The following is a 20,576-nucleotide window of genomic DNA, read 5'->3' as shown; positions in this document are numbered from 1 at the left end:
GGCCCGGAACTCTCCGCCTTCGGGCGGGAGTTCCGGGCCGGCCCCGGTGCTTCGTCGGCTCAGCGGTCGCGGTAGGCCACCTGCTCGGCCATCTTGATCAGGCGCTTGTGCCAGTCGTCCGCCAGCGGCGCGTCGTCGAGCGCCGCGCAGGCGGTCGCGACGAGCTGGTCGATCTGCTCCTCGACCTCCTGGCGGACGCCGGAGGCGAGCAGTGCCTCCCGCAGCTCGGCCGGATCCCAGCCGCCGCCGCTCCTGCCGTCCTCCACCAGCCGGGCCACCCGCTCGTCCTTGGTGGCCGCCAGGGCCAGCAGCAGGGTCATCTTGTGCTCCACGAGGTCCAGCCCGGCGGGCTTGCCGGTGGCCACCCCGTCGCCGAAGGCGTCGAGCAGGTCGTCGCGGAGCTGGAACGCCTCGCCGGCCGCGACGCCGTACTCCTCGAACGGCACCTGCAGTTCGGGCCGTCCGGCGATGGCCGCCCCGAGGGCGAGGGGCCGGTGGATGGTGTAGCGGCCGGACTTGCAGACGGCGACCCAGCGGGACAGCGCCGGGTCCGGCGTCAGCTCCGCGGCGAGGGCGATGTCCAGCTGCTGGCCGATGATCACCTCGGTGACCAGGTCGTTCCAGGTCTGCAGGGCGGGGCCGGTCAGCCCGCTGGCGAGCCGGTTGGCGTAGCTGAGCGCCAGGTCGCCGGCCAGGATGCCGATGCCCTCGCCGAACCGGCGGTGCTCGCCCGCCCAGCCGTTTTCCGCGTGCAGGGCGGCGTGCCTGGCGTGCACGGTGGGGGTCCCGCGCCGGGTGTCGGAGTTGTCCATGATGTCGTCGTGGATGAGGGCGAACACGTGCAGGAGTTCCAGCGCGGCCGCCGCCGAGACGACCGTCTCCGTGTCCTCGGGGTCCGCCGTACCGCCGGCCGCCAGGTAGCCGCTGATGCAGAAGGCGGGGCGCAGCCGCTTCCCGCCCGCCCTGACGATGTCCGCGACCGCCTCGACCGGGACCGCCACGCGGGCGTCGACGGCCCCCCAGCGCTCGGTCTCGGCCTTCAGGAGGTCATCGATCGCGACGCCGACCCGGGCCAGCAGATCGTCGAAGGCGTCACGGTCCACGTCCGTGCTCCCGGTGGGGGCCTGCGGCGTCGGCCGGTCTGGTTCCGCGGGAAGTTTGAACACGACGTTCTCCTTGGCAGTCACTTCGATGTGGTGGCGCCGGCGCGCGCGGGCTCCCGGCCTCGGGCCCGGCGCGGTGCCGGGTCACTGATCCGGCCACCGGGAACTCATGAATTCAGGCCGCAGGATTTCGGGCTCTCCGAGCTGCGACGGTCATCTTCGGTCAAATGGCTTGCCGGGGACTGAGGGGTGGATTGGTATTGGCTTGGAGGCAAGCCGATACCAATCCGCAAAACAGTCGCGGCCAAGTCGCCGGTTGGCGCGGGCACGGGCCATCGGCTGTAATGCGTGGTGGCCTGCCAGGGTGCGCCGGCGCCCTGCCCAGCCGGTCTCCGGCCTCTGTCGTGTGCCGCGAAATGCTCCTTCGGCAGGGCTGGTTGAGCCAGCCTGTCCGGAAGTCGCCGATCGTCGTGGCGGGGAGTCGCCGGGGGGTGAGGGGGCGGCGTCCGATGGGCCGTCCGGACAATGCGATACCGATCAATTCGGCAGGCCAGTCGTTGTGTGTCAATTCGACTTGGGGAATTCTAGGTGGGTGGAAGGGGGCCCTTGACGAATCCGTCCCGGCTCGGTGATCCTCTTCGTGCAACCCATTAATCGGAGCTCTGGACGCAGGGGTTCCGGGGTACGCACATAGAGGGGGCGGCCTAAAGCCGTCAGACGGGTCGGGCCGTTCCCCCCGAATGTCTTCGCATCGCACCTCCGTCCGTCCGGCACGCGGTGCGGCCCTCGCGAGGGGCGGGGAGGAACCCCGCCCCTCCAGTCAACCAGCTTGAAACAGGCGGGCCTTGACGTGCCTCGTCGGCCCGTGTCAGAGGCCGTCGGGCCGCTCGCCCTCGAGCGGGAATTCGCAGCGACTACGAGGAAATCAATCACATGAGCGGGCTAATTGTTCCACCCGGCCAGGGGCGAAAGCTGGTCACGAAGGCACAGGACGTGACCTTCAAGGTCACTGCGGCGGACGGCTCTTCCATCTCTGTCTTCGAAGTGATCGTGCCGCCGGGCTTCGACGTCGGTGCGCACACGCACACCCAGTCGCAGGAGTTCTTCTACGTCCTGGAAGGGGAGTTGGAACTCCTGGCGTTCGAGCCCGCCGAACGCACGACGGACCGATGGAGCAACTGGGAATCCGCCGCCGGGGACAAAGCCGTCCGCGCGACCGCCGGCAGCTGCATGTTCGTCCCCCCGGGCACCCCGCACGCATTCCGCAATGCCTCGGACGAACCGGCGCGCATGCTCTTCCAGAGCTACCCCTCGCCCGATCACGAGCACTATTTCGAGGAGATCGTCGAGATCTTCTCCGCGGGCCCCTCGGTGGACGCCGCGGCCGTCCGGCTGATGCGCGAACGCTATGACGTCAACCAGATCACGCCCCTGCGCTTCGAACCGCCCGTCCTTCCGAATCTTCGGTCCACGACCGACCGCACGGCGTAACGAGAGGTGACCACCATGGACAGAATTCCCCTCGTTCACGCGAGTCTGGGAGAGAAGGAACTGGCCGCCGTCGCCGAGGTGTTCTCCTCGGGCTGGCCGGCCGGCCAGGGCCCGCAGGGCAAGGCGCTGGAGGCCCAGCTCGTCGAGCGCTACGGGGTCGGTGACGCCGTCTCGCTCAGCAACTGCGGCGCCGCGCTCCACCTCGCGATGCTCGCCCTCGGCGTCGAGCCCGGCGACGAGGTGATCGTCGCCGACTACACCTTCCCGGCCCCCGCCCACGCGGTCCGCTACGTCGACGCCGTCCCCGTCTTCGCCGACGTGCGCGCCGACACCGGCACCGTGGACCCGCAGGCGGTGGAGAGCCTGATCGGGCCGCGCACCGTCGGCATCATCGCGGTGGACACGGTCGGCCTGCCCGCCGACTACACCGAGCTGAACGCGATCGCGGACCGCCACGGACTGTTCGTGGTCGAGGACGCCGCCTGCTCGGTCGGCGCCACCTACCAGGGGCGCCAGGCCGGCACGCTCGCCCCGGTCGCCTGCCTGTCCTTCCACGGACGCAAGGGCGCCAGCAGCGGCGAGGGCGGGGCGCTGCTCTCCGCCGACCCCGTCATCGGGCAGGACGCCCGACTGCGGTCCTCCTTCGGCATCGGCAGCATCTTCGACCAGTCGCAGATCGTCGGCCTGCCGATCCCCGAGTTCACCGACATCGGCTACAACTACAAGATGTCCGACATCGCCGCCGCGATCCTGCGCGTGCAGATGGGCCGGATCGACGAACTGCTGGTCCGCCGGAGCGCCGTCGCCGCGCAGTACGGCGAACTCCTCGCGGAGGAAGAGCTCGTGAGGCTCCCTCACGTGCCCGAGGACCGCACCCACGCCTGGCAGTCCTACATGGTCACCCTCGACCCGCGGGTGGACCGCGCCGGCCTCGCCGCCGCGCTGCGCGCCCAGGACATCGGCTGCGGCCACGGCACCTGGGCGACCCACGTGCAGCCCGTGTACCAGTCCAAGCGCAAATGCCCTGTCTCGGCCGATCTCTTCCAGCGCAACCTGGCCATCCCGATGCACGCCGAGCTGAGCGAGGCCCAGGTCGAGCGGGTCGTGAGCGTCCTGCGGACCGAGCTGCGCACCCACGCGCGCGGCCGCTGAACCCCGGGCGCGGCAGCAGGACTCGGCTGCTGCCGCGCCGCCTCGTGAAGCGCGTCCCCCCTCTGCGACGCCCGCGCCTCTCCCCGTACGTCCCTGACCGAGCCGGAACCTGTGTTTGAGGAGTGTTGGTGCTTACGGTCTCCCTTGTCGGCGCGGGGCCGCGCGGTTTCGCGGTCCTGGAGCGGCTCTGTGCCAACGAGCGCAAATCCCCGTCCCACCACGCGGTGACCGTGCACGTCGTCGAGCCGCACGCACCGGGCCCCGGAAGGGTGTGGCGCACCGAGCAGCCGCGCCAGCTGCTCATGAACACCGTGGCCTCGCAGGTCACCGTCTACACCGACCACAGCGTGCTGATGGACGGCCCCGTCGAGGAGGGCCCCAGCCTGTACGAGTGGGCGGCCGACCTCGCCCGCAGCGCCGAAGAGCCCGCGGTACGGGACCGGTTCCCCGCCGAGGCGCTGGCCGAGGCCCGCCGGCTGGGCCCGGACGACTACCCCACCCGCGCCTTCTACGGCGCCTACCTCGAGGACGCCTTCCGCGTGGTGACCGCGGCCGCGCCCGAGCACGTCACCATCGTCGAGCACCGCACCCGCGCCGTGGCCCTGACCGACGAGGCCGGACACGGCGGTCCGCAGACCCTGGAGCTGGCGGACGGCACACGGCTCACCGGCCTGGACGCCGTCGTCCTCTCCCTGGGCCACGTGCCCGCCAGGCCCACCCCGGGCGAGAGCGCGCTCGCGGAGGCCGCCGCCGCGCACGGGCTGACCTACATAGCCCCATCGAACCCCGCGGACGTGGACCTGTCCGTGGTGGCGCCGGGCGAGACGGTCTTCGTCCGCGGCCTCGGGCTGAACTGCTTCGACGTCCTCGCACTGCTCACCGAGGGCCGCGGCGGCTCCTTCGCGCGCGAGGGCGACGTGCTGCGCTACCTGCCCTCGGGCCGGGAGCCGAAGATCGTCGCGGGCTCCCGGCGCGGAGTGCCGTACCACGCACGCGGAGAGAACCAGAAGGGCCCGTACGAGCGCCACGAGCCACGGCTGCTCACCCCGCAGGCCATCGACCGGATGCACCGGCGCGCGGCGGACGGCGAACGGCTGCACTTCCTCACCGACCTGTGGCCGCTGATAGCCAAGGAGGTGGAGGGCGTCTACTACGGCGCCCTGCTCGCGGCCCGGGGACGGGAGCGGCAGCGTGAATCCTTCGTCGAGCACTACCTGGCCGCGCCGGACGCCGAGTCCGAGGGCCGGCTGCTGGACTCCGCCGGCATCGCCCCGGAGGACCGCTGGGACTGGGAGACACTGGCCCGGCCCTACCGCGGCCACGACCTGGGCGACCGCGCCGGCCACCGGGCCTGGCTCCTCGGCCACCTGGCCGAGGACGTGCGCCAGGCCAGGGCCGGCAACGTGCACGGCCCGCTGAAGTCCGCCCTGGACGTCCTGCGCGACCTGCGCAACGAGATACGCCTGGCCGTCGACCACGGAAAGCTGGAGGGCGCCTCCTACCGGGACGACCTGCAGAGCTGGTACACCCCGCTCAACGCGTTCCTGTCCATCGGGCCGCCCGCCTCGCGCATCGAGGAACTGATCGCACTGATCGAGGCGGGGGTCGTGGAGGTCCTCGGCCCCGGCGTGCGGCTGCACGCCCCGTCCGCGGAGCCGTCCCCGTCCGCGGGCGCCCGCGACGGCGCGGACCGGGCCGTCTTCACGGTCACCTCCGACCTCGTTCCCGGCCCCCCGGTCGCGGCCACGGCCCTCATCGAGGCCCGGCTGCCGGAGCCCGACCTGCCGCGCACGGCGGACCCGCTGCTGCGGGACCTGCTGGAGAGCGGGCAGGCCGCCCGCCACCGCATCGAGGGCGCCTGCGGCATCGCGTACGAGACCAAGGGCCTGGCCGTGACCGAGCGCCCCTACCGGCTGGTCGACGCCGAAGGCCGGGCACACCCGCGCCGGTTCGCCTACGGCGTGCCCACCGAGGCGGTGCACTGGGTGACCGCAGCCGGGAGCCGCCCCGGGGTCAACTCCATGACGCTCGGCGACGCGGACGCCATCGCCTGCGCCGTACTCGCCCTGTCCGCCCACGCCGGTCCGCCCGGAGGGCACCGGCACGCCCCCACCGAACCCGTCGAGGTGAACGCATGACAGCCGACGACCGAGCGGGCGCGCCGGGCACGGCGCCGGCCGGGGCCGGGTACGGCCCCGACGCCGGACTGCTGTCCCCGGTCCGGGCCGGCACGCCCGCCGAGGCCGCCACCTCCGACCAGGCCTGGCTGCAGGCCATGCTCGACGCCGAAGCGGCCCTCGCCCGCGCCCAGGCCGAGGCCGGCACCGTGCCCGCCGAGGCGGCCGCCGTCATCAGCCGCGTGGCGCGGGCCGAACTGCTGGACGTGCGCGCGCTCGCGCTGGTCGCGCGGGAGACCGCGAACCCGGTGGTCGGACTGGTCCGGGAACTCACCCGGCTGGTCGCAGTGGAGTCGCCGGAAGCCGCCGAGTTCGTCCACCACGGCTCCACCAGCCAGGACGTCTTCGACACCGGCGCCATGCTGGTCGCCGACCGCACACTGCGGCTGATCCGCGCGGACCTGGAACGGTCCGCCGAGGCCCTGGCGGTCCTCGCCGCCCGGCACCGCGACACCGCCATGGCGGGCCGCACCCTCGCCCTGCACGCCGTACCCACCACCTTCGGCCTGAAGGCGGCCGGCTGGCGCAGGCTCCTGCTGGACGCCCGGGACCGGGTGGCCGCCGTACTCGACGGAGGCCTGCCGGTATCGCTGGGCGGGGCCGCCGGCACCCTGGCCGGATACCTGGAGTTCGCCGAGCCCGGAGCGGGCCACGCCTACGTGGACCGGCTCCTGGACGCCTACGCGGCCGAGACCGGCCTGGCCCGCCCCCCGCTGCCGTGGCACGCGCTGCGCACCCCGATGGCCGACCTCGCCGCCGCCCTGGCCTTCGTCACGGGCGCCCTGGGCAAGATCGCCGTGGACGTGCAGTCGCTGACCCGGACCGAGGTCGGTGAGGTCGGCGAACCCGCCGTGGAAGGGCGCGGCGCGTCCTCGGCGATGCCGCACAAGCGCAACCCCGTCCTGGCCACCCTGATCCGCAGCGCCGCACTCCAAGTGCCGGTGATCGCAGCCGGGGTGACGCAGTGTCTGGTCTGTGAGGACGAGCGCTCGGCCGGAGTGTGGCACGCCGAGTGGCAGCTGCTGCGCGAGTGCCTGCGGCTGGCCGGCGGCGCCGCGCACACCGCCGTGGAACTGACCGAGGGGCTGGTCGTACGGCCCGAACGGATGCGGGAGAACCTGATGCTGACAGGAAGCCAAGTGGTCTCGGAGCGCATGTCCGCCGTCCTGGCCCCCCGCCTCGGCAAGGCCGAGGCGAAGGAGCTGCTGACCCGGGCCTCGGCCGAGGCGGACCGCACCGGCGGCTCGCTGGCCGCCGTCCTGGGCGCGCTGCCCAAGGTGAGGCGGCACCTGACGGATGCCCAGATCATCCGGCTGCTGGACCCGGAGCGGTACACCGGTGCCGCATCGGCCCTGGTGGACCGGGAGCTGGCCGACGCGGGCGGAGCTCCGCAGGCGCAGGCGCAGGCGCAGTAGCGGGAGCGGACAGGGCGGCGCCGGGATTCCCGGCGTCGCGAGGAGCCCCGGCCGGGGGCGGACGACCTTGAGGGTCGCCGTCCCCGGCCGGGGCTCCGTCGTTTCCGGGTCCCGCAGACGGCGAGTTTCGGCCAACTTGACCGCGGGCCGATCCGCCCCAATCCGCGCGGTGAAAGGCCTCGGTGAACGGCAAGTCACCGCCAAGCCAGTAGCAAGCGCCATACGCGATGTTGGGGAACGTACACGCTGTGAGGGCAGCAGAAATTCTCTACATCAGAGAGATAGATGCCAGGTATGCCAATTCTATGTAAGCCTTCGGTGAGCGTGCCGGAACACATCATCACGATGGAAGACACTCTGGCATTCGCCAGGGAAGCACACGCGGGCAAGCCGCAGCTTCCGCTGGCCCTTCGACTGATAGAGAACACGGGGGTGCGGAAGCGGCACCTGGTCCAGCCGATCGAGAAGACGCTGCGCCACCCCGGATTCCAGGAACGCAACCGCATCTACGAGATCGAATCGAAGAAGCGGTGCCCGGAAGTCATAGAAAAGGCCCTGGAGAATGCGGGCCTGGTGGCGACGGACATCGACGCGATCATCTACGTCTCGTGCACCGGGTTCATGATGCCCTCGCTCACCGCGTGGCTGATCAACGAGATGGGGTTCCGCTACGACACGCGACAGCTCCCCATCGCGCAGCTCGGTTGCGCGGCGGGTGGCGCGGCGATCAACCGCGCCCACGACTTCTGCGTGGCGCACCCCGAGAGCAACGTCCTGATCGTCTCCTGCGAGCTGTGCTCGCTGTGCTACCAGCCCGATGCCGACGATGTCGGTTCCCTGCTGTCGGACGGGCTGTTCGGTGACGCGGTCGCGGCCGCGGTGGTGCGGGGCAGCGGCGGCGCCGGCGTCCTGCTGGAGCGCAACGCCTCTTACCTCATTCCGAACACCGAGGACTGGATCTCGTACTCCGTCCGCGACACCGGATTCCATTTCCAGCTCGACCGGCGGGTCCCCGGGACGATGGAACCGATCGCTCCGGTGCTGGGCGATCTGGCCGCGCTCCACGGCTGGGACATCGGTGATCTGGATTTCTACATCATCCACGCCGGCGGCCCCCGCATTCTGGACGACCTCGCCAAGTTCCTCAACGTGGACCGGACGGTCTTCCGTCACAGCTGGTCCACGCTGACCGAATACGGGAACATCGCCAGCGCCGTCGTCTTCGACGCCCTTCGCCGGCAGTTCGAAGAAGCCGAGCGCCTGACGACGGGATCCACCGGTGTGATCGCCGGATTCGGTCCCGGAATCACCGCCGAAATGGTCCTGGGGAGCTGGGTTCCGGCCGCCCCGCAGCACACGGAAGCGAAGCCGGCCACCCTGTCGGTGCCGCGTCAGCTCTCGGGAAGCATGGTGGGGACGGCATGACGGACAGCCAGCCGACGTCTGATCGGATCATGCAGCTCATCACGGGGTACTGGGCGACCGGCATCCTGGGTACGGCGGCGAACTACTCCCTGTTCACGCACCTGGAGGACGGCGCCAACTCCGCCGCCCACCTGGCCGACCTCGCCGGGATCTCGGAGCGGGGCGCGCAGGCGCTCCTCGACGGTCTGGTCAGCATCGGCCTGGTCGAGGTGGACGCGAACGGCTACCGCAACACCGCCGAGGCGTCCGCCTTCCTGGTGGAGGGACGGGCCGAGTCGCTGAGCGGGTTCGCCAAGCTCAAGATGGGCCACCTGGCCAGTCTTTCGGTGCTGCCCGAGGTCGTCCGCGCCGGCGGCCCGCTGGCCGACGCGGTCGTGGAGGTGGCCGACAACCCGCACTGGGAGAACCTCGTCCAGGCCATCGCCGCGCAGTCGGTTCCCGTCGCCAAGATCGCCGCCGAGACGCTGCGGCTGTCGGAGGCCGGGGAGATCTCCATCCTCGACATCGGCGGCGGCTCGGGCATCTGTTCGGGCATCTGGCTGGAATTGAACCCCGAGGCGCGCTCCACCCAGCTCGACTGGGAGCCGATCAACTCGATCGCCCGCCGGCTGCTCGGGGAGCGGGGCGTGGGCGATCGCATGAGCTACATCGACGGGGACTTCCACACCACCGGATTCGGGGACTCCGCGCACGATGTCGTGATGTACTCCAACATCGCGCATCAGGAAGGGCCGGAGGAGAACATCGAGATCTTCGCCAAGGCCCGGGGCGCCCTGAAGCCCGGCGGCACACTGGTCGTCTCCGACTACATCGTCGAGGACGACCGCAGCGGCCCCGCCTTCGCGCTCACCTTCGCCTCGGAAATGCTGCTCAAGAGCAGGCACGGAGGCACCTGGCGCCGGGCCGATTACCACGCCTGGCTCACCAAGGCCGGCTTCGGTGAAATCACCTTCCAGACCACGCCTTCGCCGACCACGCTGATCTTCGCGCGGTAGTCGACGGGTCCTATTTGCGGAGCGCCGGACGGAGGGGAAGCAGAATGAACCCGCCCCGGCGCTCCGAGCATGATCACTGACGAGCGGAACGTCACCGCACGCAGGAGCGCGGCATTCCGAACGTTGCCCGGATCTACCTTTTCGGGCATACGGCTTCCGGCTGGCCAAAGTTCAACTGCCAAGATTTTCAACGAGGGTTGTCATTCTTGATCGCCATGCTGGATCCTTCCTGGTGTAGAGGTGACGACTCTCGTCATCCGGCTCAGGCCGGGGCGTACGCATCTTTCGGGGGAGCTTGATGAGTACAGAGGCAGTGAACGAAGAAATTGATTTCGGTGTGTTGACCGCGGACCTCAGGGGCGGCGGTAGACGTGGTACGGACATTGTGGTCGGACAGCGTTTGGGAGGCAGTAGCAGGAGCACGCGGAGCGTCGCCGAGCTGGAGCGGGAAGTACGGGAACTCCGGCAGGCGAACGAGACCTTGAAGATGTACTTCACGATGGCGCTGGAGCTCGATCTCCAGTCGCCGCCACCGGCCGCCGTCTTCGAGATGGCCCGCGAGCGGACTGGAGCGCACGCCGTCGCGCCCCAGCCGCCCGCTCCGCAGTCGCACGGCGGTGTCCGGTGGGCGCAGGAGGATCCCGAGGAGGCCAGGGACCTACCGCCCGCCAAGGTGGAGTTCCGGGTGCTGGGCCCGATCGAGGCGACCATCGGCGGTCGGTACGTGGACCTCGGGGCGACGAAGCAGCGGGCCGCACTCACCCTGCTGGTCAGCCAGGTGGGCCAGCCCGTCTCGGTCGACGTCCTGGTGGAAGCGCTGTGGGACGGTCAGCCGCCGCAGTCGGCGATCTCCTCGTTGCACGCCTACATCGCCAACCTGCGGCGGGTGCTGGAGCCCGACCGCGCGCCGCGCAAGCCGGCGAAGGTACTGCGCACCCGGGGCCGCGGCTATTTACTCGACAGCAGCGTCGTCGACGTCGACGCGCACCGGTTCGGCAAGTGCGCGACCGCCGGTTGGCAGGCACTGGACCGGTGTGACCCGCAGCGGGCCCTGGAGGAGTTCGAGGCCGGGCTGGCCCTGTGGCGCGGGGAGGCGTACGCGGAGGTCTCCGATGCCACCCACGTGTCGCCCGAGGTCGTGCGCCTGGAAGAACTGCGCCTCTCGGTGGTCGAGGGCCGCTGTGCGGCCCTGATCGCCGTGGGCGCCCACGAAGTGGCCGTCTCGGAACTGGCGGGCTTCACGCAGGCCCACCCGCTCCGCGAATACGGCTGCGAACTCTTCAGCCTGGCCCTGTACCGGGCCGGACGCCAGGCCGACGCGCTCTCGGTGCTGCGGTTGCACCAGCGGCGCATGGCCGAGGACCTGGGCATCTCGTCGAGCCCCGCGCTCCAGCGCCTGGAGGTCGAGATCCTGCGCCAGGCCCCGACCCTGGACTGAGCCGGGTCCGCCAGGCCGCCGGGACCTCAGCCCGAGGCCGACCCGGCGCCGACAGCGGGCACTTCACCCGACCGCGCCCTGCGCCGCCCCGTCCGGCGGCGCAGGGCGCGGGCCGCCGGCAGCAGGGTGCACAGGACGCAGAGCGCGGCGCAGACACCGGCGACCGCTCCCATCGGGAGCCAGGGGACGACCACAGGCGAGTCGACGCCGAGGACCGCGAGGGCGGCGCGCATGCCCGCCAGGTTGACCGCGGTGACCGCCGTCCCCAGGAGGGCGCCGACCGCCGCCGCCAGAAGGGACTCGGCCGTCGTCACCGCGAGCACCTGGCCGCGGGTGGCCCCGGCCAGCCGGAGCAGGCGCAGGTCGCCGGCCCGGTCCGAGGTGGCCATCAGCAGGGTGTTGGCGAGCGCTATCGCCGTGTAGACCAGGGCGATGCCCAGTACCAGGACGTAGCCGAGCACCGTGAAGCGGTTCGTGCGCGGGTGCGTCGCCGTCAGCCACTCCTCCTTGGTGTGGGCCGTGGCCCCGTAGCGGGCCGCCGCCTCACGGACCGCCGCATCCGCGGACGCGGGCGCCCTGACCTCCATGCGGGAGACGTTGGCGCCGGGCGCGTTGCGCGGGGTCACGTAGGCCCCGTTGTCGCCCGTACCCGTCCGCATCACGGCCACGATCCGCAGCCGGGCCGCGGTGCCGTCCGCACGCCACAGCGGTACCGAGTCCCCGACCCGGTGCTGCCACCACTCCTGCGTGACGATGATGCCGCCGTCGTCCAGGTCGGCGACCGAGCCCGCCACCACCGGCAGCCGCGAGACCTCGGCCAGCGCCGCCGGGTCGACCGCGAAGGCCTCCGTCGACACCTTCACGAACCCCTCCTCCAGCACCGTCAGCCGGGTGTCGGCCACCGCGAGGGCGCTCGCACCCGGTATGCCGGCCAACCCCCGTCCTGCCGCCGGGTTCGGCAGCCGCCCGCCGGTCAGCACGTAGTCCGCGCCGGTCCGGGCACGGGCCTCCACCGCCTTGGCCTCCTTCAGGGTCCAGGCCGAGCCCAGCAGTGATCCGGTCAGCGCGACCATCACCAGCACCGGCGCCGCCACCGCGGCCGTCCGGCGGATCCCGGCGGCGGCGTTCGCCCGCACCAGCCGGCCCGCATAGGAGGTCAGCCGGACCGGGACCCACATCAGCAGCCGTACGACGGGCCGTACGAGCACCGGTGCCAGCAGTCCGCACGCGCAGATCAGCAGCATCGGCTGCCAGGTGTACGTCTTGCGCTTGAGCAGCGAGCCCGGGTCCGACCCGAGCCGCCACCCCACGAAGGCGACCGCGCACAGCAGCAGCCCGACCCCGGCCGCCCAGCGCCCCGGCGTCATGGGCCGCTCGTCGGTCACGGCCTCGCGCAGCGCCTCCAGCGGACCGACCCGGCCCGCCCGCCGGGAAGCCGCGTACGCCCCCGACCATGCGACCAGCAGTCCCGTCCAGAAGGCTGCGTGGAGCGGCCAGGTCTGGTCCCCGATCGCGTACCCGGCGGGCGCCAGCCCCTGCGCCACCGTCCAGCGGGCCATCAGCGGGGCGCCCTCCCGGCCCAGGACGAGCCCGGCCGCGGATCCGGCCAGCCCGACGGCCGCCGCCTCCGTCATCACCAGCCGCCGCAACTGCCCGGGCGTCGACCCGGCCAGCCGCAGCAGCCCCAGCTCGCGCCGCCGCGTGGCCACGGCGTACGAGAAGGTCGACGCCACCACGAACGCCGCCACGAAGGAGCTCACCCCGCCCGCGGTGCCCAGCATCGAGTTGAGGCCCACCACCTCGACCCCGGAGGGCAGCGACGCCGACGCCGCGAGCCCCAGACCCATGACGCTCATCAGCGCGACCCCCAGGGCCACCGCGACGAACGTTCCCACTTGTGTCGGCCAGCGCCGCCGCAGCGACCTCAACGCGATTCTCAGCATGGCTCCAGCCAACCGCCGGCGCGGCGCCCGGTCAGCGGGGCAGGGGCGAGTCCCGAGGGTATGGCCAGCCCTACCGCGCCGGCGCCGCCCGCCGCCTACCGTGAACGCATGCCGCCTTCCCTCCCCGGCCCGGTCGCCCCCGGCCGGTACCTGCGCACCGCCCGGCCGTGGCGCGCCGCCGCCTACCTGCTCACCGGCGGCATCACCGGTGTCCTCGCGTTCACGGTGCTGACCCTGCTCGCCGTCACCGGGACGGTGCTCGCCGTGGTCCTCGTCGGGCTGCCGCTGCTGGCCGCGCTCGCCCTGGCCGGAGTACCGTTCGCGGCCGTCGAGCGCCGCCGGCTGCGGCTCCTCGACCCCGGCTCCGCACCCCTGCCGGACCCGCACCGCGACCCGGACCGTACGGGGCTCAGGGCGTGGGGCGCCACCCGCTTCCGCGAGCAGGCGACCTGGCGGGAACTGGGGTACGCGTTCCTCGCCGCGACCGTCCTGTGGCCGCTGGAACTGGTCGCGGTCGGCACGGCGCTCTTCCTGCCCGCGGACCTCATCGCGACCCCCGTCCTGCTCGCCCTCGACGGCGAACAGGTCAACCCCCTCAAGATCCACGGCATCACCGGCTACCCGGAGGCGCTGCTGTGCGCCGCCGCCGGACTGCTCCTCCTCCCGTTCTTCCTCTACGGGCTCGGCGTGCTCGCGGGGGCCCGCGCGGCCCTGGCCCGGCTGATGCTCGGCCCCGGTCCGGGCGACCTGGCCGTCAAGGTCACCGAGCTGACCAGCTCCCGGGCCCGGCTGGCGGCCGCCTTCGACGCCGAGCGGCGGCGCATCGAACGGGACCTGCACGACGGCGCGCAGCAGCGGCTCGTCGCCCTGTCCATGACCCTGGGCCTGGCCCGGCTCGACGCCCCGCCGGGCAGCGCGCTCGCCGGGCAGCTGGCCGCCGCGCACGCCGAGGCCGGGCAGGCGCTGACCTCGCTGCGCGAACTCGTCCACGGCATCCACCCGCAGGTGCTCAGCGACCGGGGCCTGCCCGACGCCGTCGCCGACATCGCCGACCGCTCACCGATCCCGGTCGACACCGACTTCCTTCTCCCCGGCCGGCTGCCCGAACAGGCCGAGTCCGCCGGGTACTTCTTCGTCAGCGAGGCGCTCGCCAACGCGGCCAAGCACAGCGGGGCGGGCCGGATCACCGTCACCGGCCGGCACGACGGAACCCGCCTCACCCTGGAGGTGGCCGACGACGGCCGGGGCGGCGCGGACGCGGGGCGGGGGAGCGGACTCACCGGGCTCGCCGACCGGATGTCCGTCGTGGACGGCAGACTGACCCTGACCAGTCCTCCTGGAGGCCCGACCCTGCTGCGTGTGGAGATCCCTTGCGTTCCGAAGGCACCGAAGGCACCGAAAGCCCCGAAGGAGCCGTAGGCGCTCCGGAACCGGTCGGCCCGCCGGCGGGCCTGCGCGTGGTCCTCGCCGAGGACTCCGTGCTGCTCCGCGAGGGCCTCGTCGGGCTGCTCGCCCGCTTCGGCCACCGCACGGTGGCCGCCGTCGGCGACGCCGCCGCGCTCGAAGCGGCCGTCGCCGCGCACCGGCCGGACATCGTCGTCACCGACGTGCGGATGCCCCCGGACCATACCGACGAGGGTCTGCGGGCGGCCGTGCGGCTGCGCGAGACCCGCCCGGACCTGCCCGTCCTGGTCCTCTCCCAGTACGTACAGCGGTCGTACGCCGCCGAGTTGCTCGACTCCGGCGACGGGACGGCCGTCGGGTACCTGCTCAAGGACCGCGTCGGGCAGGTGGAGGAGTTCCTCGACGCGGTCGCGCGGGTGGCGGCGGGCGGGACCGTGGTCGATCCCGAGGTGGTGCGCCGGCTCATCAGCCGCCGGCGCGACCCCCTGGAGCGGCTGACGGCCCGCGAGCGGGAGGTCCTCGCCCTGGTGGCCGAGGGGCATTCCAACGCCGAGGTGTCCCGCCGGCTCACCGTCTCCGAGGCGGCGGTGGGCAAGCACATCGGGAACATCCTGATGAAGCTCGACCTGCCCCCGGCGCAGGAGTCCCACCGCCGGGTTCTCGCCGTCCTGGCCTACCTGCGGGGCTGACGGGACTGCCGGCGGGACCCGCCGACCGGAGACCGCCGACCGGAGACCGCCGACCGGGACCGCCGACGGGACCTGCCCGCGGATCAGAACCCGCGGACCGAGGCGACGGTGAACTCGACCGGCGCGCCGGTCGAGGGCAGCACCCCGCCGTCCTTGTCGAACTGGGACCGCACCACGAGCGTCCGCCCCGGCACCCGGACCAGCGTGGTCGGGATCTGGAGCGAGGGGTCCGTGACGGTGCGGACCAGGCGGGCCCGGGTGCCGTCGGCCGACACCTGCCAGCGGCTCAGGGTGTTCCGCGTGTTCTGGGCCGCGCGCAGGACCCCGCCGGGCGCGAGGTCGAGGCCGTCGGCGGTCTTCAGGTCCCCGCCGGTCAGCGCCACGCGGGAGACCGCGCCGGAGACCGGGTCGATGCGGTACAGATCGCCGGCCGTCATGTCGACCGTGAGCAGGAACCGCCCGGCGGGGTCCGCGGTGATGCCGTTGAGGCTGAAGCTGCCCGCCGGGGAGGGGGCGAGGTGCCCGCTCAGGTCGTACGCGGGCAGCAACGGGCCCGTTCCGGCGGCCAGTTGCTCCGGGGTGACCCGGTAGACCACCGCGCGGACGCTGTCGGTGAGGTAGGCGGTGCCGTCCGGGGTGACGGCCAGGTCGTTGAGGAAGCGCGGCGCGCTCCCGGGGATCTCGAAGTGGGCCGTACGGGCCCCCGACCGGGTGTCGTAGACCGAGACGCCCGACGTGGAGTCGGTCACCCAGAGCCGCCCGTGCCCGTCGACCCGCAGTCCGTTCGCGGTGTGGCGCCCGTCGGTGCCCGGCGGCAGGAAGACCTCCGCCGCGCGCCCGCCGGAGCGGGCCCGGTAGACGGCGCCGTTCGCGTAGGAGCCGACGTAGACCGTGCCGGTGCGGGGGTCGGCGGCTATGCCCTCCGGGAAGACCTTCTCGCCGGGCAGGGTGAAGGCCGTGGAGATGCCCGTACGGGACCCCTGGCCGCCGTGGGCGTCGGCGCCGGAGGCCGTGGCGCCCGAGGCCGTGGCGGCGGGGGCCGCGCCGAGGGTCATGACGGCGGCCAGGGTGAGCGCGGCGGCGGGCGGGAGCTTCTTCTTCGGCTTCCTCGTCGGCTTCTTCGTCATTGGATGACCTCTTCTCTCTGGATGAGCACGAATCTAAGTTAGAGCTCTAATGCATGCAAGGGCTTTATGATGCGGAGATGACCTCCATGCCCGCCGAGGAGCGCATCGGCTCCCACATCAAGCGCGCCGAACAGGCGCTCCTCGGGGCCAAGAACACGGCGGTGAAGCCGGCCGCAGTAACGGTTCCGCAGTACGCGGCGCTGCTCTGGCTCTCCGAGAAGCCCGGCGTCTCCGCCGCCTCGCTCGCCCGCCTGTGCGGGGTGACGCCGCCGACCATGAACACCGTGCTGAAGAACCTCTCGGAGCGCGGCCTCATCGAACGGACCCCGCACGAACTGCACCGCAACGTCCTGGAGACCCGGCTCACCGAGGAGGGGCGCTCCGTGATGGAGCTGGCCGACGCGGGGGCGGTGGCGGTGGAGCGGGCGCTCGCCGCGGAGTTCAGCGGCGAGGAGCGGGAGCTGCTGATCGCACTGCTCGGGCGGTGCGCGGGGGTCCTCGACGCGCTGAAGTGAGCTGCCCGGGATTCGGATCATGATTTTGCGCTGATTTGGAACTTTCCGGGGGATTCACACATCAGGACTAGGGGGATCCCAGTCCCTTCTGTCCCACCGGGGGGCAGTCATGACCGTTCGGAGCGAAGTTCGTGCACCAGGACCCGCAGCGCCCGCGGCCCGATGACCAGCCGTACCAGTCCCACCCGCCGTACCCGGCCTACCAGCAGGGGCAGTACGGGCAGGGCCAGTACCAGCAGGGCCAGTACCAGCAGGGGCAGTACCTGCAGGAGCAGGACCAGCAGGGGGCACACCGGCCCGATGGCAGCCAGGCCCACGCCCATGAGGCCTACGTCCCCCCGCACATACCCGGGCCCCCCGGCGGCCCCGGTGCGCAGGAACCCCCGCGGCGCCCCCGCCGCTCCCGCCGCGTGCTGTGGACCAGCGTGGCCATGGCCTGCGTCCTCGTCCTCGGCGGCGGTGGCTTCGCCGCCTGGAAGCTGGACTGGTTCTCCGGCAACGGCTCCTCGGTGAGCTTCGGCACGACCCCGCCCGCCGACGCCGGGGCGGCGCAGGGGAGCCCGGGCGAGGCCCCCGCGAGCCCGCCCGCGCCGAGCGGCGACCCGGACGTGCAGCCGGCCACGGGTCCGAGCGCCCCGTTCAAGCAGACCGCCAAGCTCGACGACGGCACGATCATCGCGAAGACCCGCCTCAAGGGCGCCAAGTCCGGCTTCGAGGGCGACGTCTGGGTGTGGACGCCGAAGGAGTACGGCGAACCGAAGTACGCCAAGAGCGGCTTCCCGGTGCTCATCGCGCTCCCCGGCGGCAACGGCTTCCCGAACAACTACTGGGCCGACCGCAGCCTCGGCCTCCAGAAGGCCATCACCGAGGGCGTCCGCGCCGGCACCAGCCATCCCTTCATCCTGATCATGCCGGTGCTCAACCCGGACGCGAAGTACTACTACGACGGCTCCGACATCCCCGGGCAGCCCAAGATGGGCACGTGGATCGCCGAGGACGTCCCGGACTTCACCCGCGCCAACTTCCGTACGTACAAGTCCCGTGACGGCTGGGCCTTCATGGGCTCCTCCTCCGGTGCCTTCGTCGGCATGAAGCAGGTCCTGCAACACCCGGACAAGTTCAAGGCCGTGATCGCCAGCGGCGGCGAGATCGTCCCCGACTCCCCGTTCTGGAAGGGCCACCAGGCGGAGATGGACGCGAACAACCCCGAGAAGCTCGCCCAGAAGCTGATCGACGCGGGCGGTCCCGAGGTCTACATCAACTTCCAGATCGGGACCAAGGAGAGCGGCAAGGAGCGCATGACGCAGTTCCGGGAGAAGTACGCCAGGGGCCCGGTCAAGATGACCATCCGGGACATCCAGAACGGCGAGCACAACGGCTGGCACTACGTGCGCGGCATGAAGGAAGGCTCGCTGGAGTGGGTCAGCAAGGTGCTGAAGGGGCCGAAGCCCGAGGCGGGCTGACCGCGATCGGACGCACCCGCGCGGGGGAGCGGCCGGCGCGCGCACGGCCTACGGCACGCGTCCCCGGCGTGGTCCTCGCCACGCCCACCCCGTCCCAGGCAACCCATCCGGTCGTTCATACCTCTGTTATGGATGTAAGGGGGGACCAAACGGTCCAACCCGCGCCCCCAGAGGGCGCCGGAGAAGGAACGGGAACGATCCGTGCACCAAGACCTGCAGGGTGAAGCCGCCGCCACGACCGAGGGCGCCGGTGCGACGACCGCGCACCCGGCCGCCGGGACCGGGACCGGGGCCGGCGCCGCCGCGGCCGGGGGCCGCCGCCCCGAGCGCCGGCTGCGCCTGATCCTGATCAGCGGCGGGCTCGGGCTCGCCCTCGTGGCGGGCGGCGGGGCGGCCGCGTACCACTACGGCCTCTTCTCGGACATAGGCGACCCCGTTTCCTTCGGGAAGCCCCAGCAGGCGACCTCCACCGCCGCCCACGCCGCGCCCGGCGTGCTCATGCCGACCGGGCCGAAGGCCTCGTTCGTCCGGACCTCCCGGCTGCCGGACGGCACCCAGATCGCCAAGACCACCCTGACGGGGAAGAAGTCCGGGTTCACGGGCGACGTGTGGGTGTGGGTGCCGAAGGAGTACGACGACCCGGCGTACGCCGACAGCGCCTTCCCGGTCCTGATCTCCCTGCCCGGCGGCCGCGGGTACCCCACGAACTACTGGGGGACGGGCCCCGGCCTCGGCCTCCAGCAGGCCGTGAGCGACGGGGTGAAGTCCGGCAAGAGCCTGCCCTTCGTCCTGGTCATGCCGGTGATCAACGCCGACACCAAGCACCACTTCGACGGCTCCGACATCCCCGGCCGGCCCAGGATGGGCACCTGGATGGTCGAAGACGTCCCGGATTTCACGAAGGCCAATTTCCGGACCTTCACCGCCCGCGACGGCTGGGCCTTCATGGGCTCCTCGTCGGGTGGTTTCGGAGCCTTCAAGCACGTCCTGAAGTACCCCGACCGCTTCAAGGCGGCCATCGCGAGCGGGGTCGACTTCGTCCCCGATTCCCCGCTGTGGAAGGGAAACACGCAGGCCATGGACGAGAACAACCCCGAGAAGCTCGCCGCGAAGCTGATCGCGGCGGGCGGCCCGGACGTCTACGTGAACTTCCAGATCGGCACCGCGGAAACCGGCCGGGAGAAGGCCGAGCGGTTCATGAAGGACTACGGCAAGGGCCCCGTGCACACCAGGCTGCAGGTGATCCAGGATGGTGAGCACAACGGGAAGTCGTACGTACGCGGGATGAGGGAGGGCGCGCTGGAGTGGATCAGCAAGGTGATGTCCGCACCCACCCCGAAGCCCCGGCCGGCCCCGAGCGGCGGCGCGAGCGGCGCCGCCTCGCGGTGAGCCCCGGCCTCAAGGGGATCGGGATCGGCTCGGCCGCCCTCGTGGCGGCCGCCGCACTGCTCGCCGTGGTGTTCGCCAAGGACCCCGGCGGCTACGAGGACCGCGCAGCGCTCGCCTTCCCCACCGTCGGCGTCCTCATGGCCGACGGCGAGCACTGGTGCACGGCCAGCGTCGTCGACAGCCCGCAGGGCAATGTCGTCGCCACCGCCGCGCACTGCGTGGCCCCGGCCGGCGAGGACGGCAAGCCGGGCGAGGCCGCGCACGACGGACTGGCCATCGGCGAGCTGTCCTTCGCCCCCGCCTTCTCCGGAGAGGGAGCCGGGCAGCAGCCCCTCGGGCTGTGGAAGGTGCGTTCCGTCCAGGTCGACGAGCGCTGGACCAAGTGGGGCGAGGACACCGCCGACTTCGCCTTCCTCAGCGTCGAACCGGACGCGGAGGGGCGCAGCCTGCAGGAGGTCGTCGGACGCGGGGAGGCACCGAAGCCCGTCTGGACCTCCGGCTACGAGCGGGAGGTGACCGTCGTCGGCTATCCGGAGTCGGAGCACAACCCCGAGAACAAGCCCGTCGCCTGTACGACGCAGAGCCGGCACGACGAGGACGACCCCGCCATGCTCTACATCAGCTGCTCGGGTTTCTGGACGGGTACGAGCGGCAGCCCGTGGATCGCCGACCGCGGCGGGCCCGGGCGGCCCGGGCAGCTCATCGGGGTGCTGAGCGGCGGGGAGACCGACGTGGACTCCACGGCCGCGCTGTTCGACGACCGGGCGAAGGCCCTCTACGAGCGGGCGGCCGAGGACACGGGCTGAGGGGCGGCCGGGCGGTCCCGCAGGCCGGGGGCCGATGCCGCGGA

Annotated in this window: 16 protein-coding genes; 13 read left to right on the top strand and 3 right to left on the bottom strand. The window is 72.2% G+C overall.

Annotated elements, in window-relative coordinates; genetic code table 11:
- Positions 1-59: 59 nt before the first annotated feature.
- The gene (locus ABZY57_RS11585) at positions 60-1,166 is read right to left on the bottom strand and encodes a polyprenyl synthetase family protein (protein ID WP_356510635.1); all 1,107 of its coding nucleotides are present in this window, start codon (positions 1,164-1,166) and stop codon (positions 60-62) included.
- Positions 1,167-2,036: 870 nt separating this feature from the next.
- On the opposite strand from ABZY57_RS11585, the gene ABZY57_RS11580 reads away from it, so the two are divergent.
- The 7 genes from ABZY57_RS11580 to ABZY57_RS11550 all read left to right on the top strand — a co-directional run bounded on the left by ABZY57_RS11580 (position 2,037) and on the right by ABZY57_RS11550 (position 11,196).
- The gene (locus tag ABZY57_RS11580; protein WP_356510633.1) at positions 2,037-2,594 is read left to right on the top strand and encodes a cupin domain-containing protein; all 558 of its coding nucleotides are present in this window, start codon (positions 2,037-2,039) and stop codon (positions 2,592-2,594) included.
- A 15-nt stretch (positions 2,595-2,609) separates the two neighbouring features.
- Positions 2,610-3,746 (top strand): DegT/DnrJ/EryC1/StrS aminotransferase family protein, encoded by a 1,137-nt coding sequence (locus tag ABZY57_RS11575; RefSeq protein ID WP_356510631.1) that lies wholly within the window; start codon positions 2,610-2,612, stop codon positions 3,744-3,746.
- Positions 3,747-3,874: 128 nt separating this feature from the next.
- Positions 3,875-5,884: an FAD/NAD(P)-binding protein gene (locus ABZY57_RS11570; protein WP_356510629.1), complete on the top strand. Its 2,010-nt coding sequence runs from the start codon at positions 3,875-3,877 to the stop codon at positions 5,882-5,884.
- A complete protein-coding gene (pcaB, locus tag ABZY57_RS11565) occupies positions 5,881-7,338 on the top strand; it encodes a 3-carboxy-cis,cis-muconate cycloisomerase (RefSeq protein WP_356510627.1) in 1,458 nt (485 codons plus the stop codon). The genes ABZY57_RS11570 and pcaB overlap by 4 nt, the downstream gene beginning before the upstream one ends.
- A gap of 294 nt (positions 7,339-7,632) precedes the next feature.
- Positions 7,633-8,763, top strand: coding sequence for a type III polyketide synthase (locus ABZY57_RS11560; protein WP_356510648.1), 1,131 nt, complete (start codon positions 7,633-7,635; stop codon positions 8,761-8,763).
- A gap of 29 nt (positions 8,764-8,792) precedes the next feature.
- Positions 8,793-9,758 (top strand): class I SAM-dependent methyltransferase, encoded by a 966-nt coding sequence (locus ABZY57_RS11555; protein ID WP_356510625.1) that lies wholly within the window; start codon positions 8,793-8,795, stop codon positions 9,756-9,758.
- Positions 9,759-10,158: 400 nt separating this feature from the next.
- Positions 10,159-11,196: an AfsR/SARP family transcriptional regulator gene (locus ABZY57_RS11550; RefSeq protein ID WP_356510624.1), complete on the top strand. Its 1,038-nt coding sequence runs from the start codon at positions 10,159-10,161 to the stop codon at positions 11,194-11,196.
- A 26-nt stretch (positions 11,197-11,222) separates the two neighbouring features.
- Here the strand turns inward: ABZY57_RS11550 and ABZY57_RS11545 are convergent, their stop codons facing one another.
- Complete coding sequence (locus tag ABZY57_RS11545; RefSeq protein ID WP_356510623.1) at positions 11,223-13,139, bottom strand: FtsX-like permease family protein; 1,917 nt, start codon at positions 13,137-13,139, stop codon at positions 11,223-11,225.
- 108 nt (positions 13,140-13,247) lie between these two features.
- On the opposite strand from ABZY57_RS11545, the gene ABZY57_RS11540 reads away from it, so the two are divergent.
- Positions 13,248-14,558, top strand: a complete 1,311-nt coding sequence (locus ABZY57_RS11540) for a sensor domain-containing protein (RefSeq protein WP_356510621.1) — start codon at positions 13,248-13,250, stop codon at positions 14,556-14,558.
- A 32-nt stretch (positions 14,559-14,590) separates the two neighbouring features.
- A complete protein-coding gene (locus tag ABZY57_RS11535; protein WP_356510646.1) occupies positions 14,591-15,232 on the top strand; it encodes a response regulator transcription factor in 642 nt (213 codons plus the stop codon).
- Positions 15,233-15,315: 83 nt separating this feature from the next.
- On the opposite strand, the gene ABZY57_RS11530 is transcribed toward ABZY57_RS11535, so the two are convergent.
- On the bottom strand, positions 15,316-16,359 hold the full coding sequence (locus ABZY57_RS11530) for an SMP-30/gluconolactonase/LRE family protein (protein ID WP_356510619.1): 1,044 nt from the start codon (positions 16,357-16,359) through the stop codon (positions 15,316-15,318).
- A gap of 77 nt (positions 16,360-16,436) precedes the next feature.
- Here ABZY57_RS11530 and ABZY57_RS11525 point away from each other — a divergent pair, with 77 nt between their 5' ends.
- From ABZY57_RS11525 to ABZY57_RS11510, 4 genes are all read left to right on the top strand, one after another.
- Complete coding sequence (locus tag ABZY57_RS11525) at positions 16,437-16,874, top strand: MarR family transcriptional regulator (RefSeq protein WP_356510617.1); 438 nt, start codon at positions 16,437-16,439, stop codon at positions 16,872-16,874.
- A gap of 131 nt (positions 16,875-17,005) precedes the next feature.
- On the top strand, positions 17,006-18,337 hold the full coding sequence (locus ABZY57_RS11520) for an alpha/beta hydrolase-fold protein (RefSeq protein WP_356510615.1): 1,332 nt from the start codon (positions 17,006-17,008) through the stop codon (positions 18,335-18,337).
- Positions 18,338-18,670: 333 nt separating this feature from the next.
- Entirely contained in the window at positions 18,671-19,726 is a 1,056-nt protein-coding gene (locus tag ABZY57_RS11515) for an alpha/beta hydrolase-fold protein (RefSeq protein WP_356510643.1), read from the top strand.
- Positions 19,642-20,532, top strand: coding sequence for a trypsin-like peptidase domain-containing protein (locus ABZY57_RS11510; protein WP_356510613.1), 891 nt, complete (start codon positions 19,642-19,644; stop codon positions 20,530-20,532). Before ABZY57_RS11515 ends, ABZY57_RS11510 begins: the two co-directional genes overlap by 85 nt.
- Positions 20,533-20,576 lie beyond the last annotated feature (44 nt).

It is taken from the genome of Streptomyces sp. NPDC006450, from assembly GCF_040612195.1.
Classification (GTDB): Bacteria; Actinomycetota; Actinomycetes; order Streptomycetales; family Streptomycetaceae; genus Streptomyces.
The sequence above is the reverse complement of the archived record's forward strand: the minus strand, read 5'-3'. Positions and strand labels throughout refer to the sequence as shown.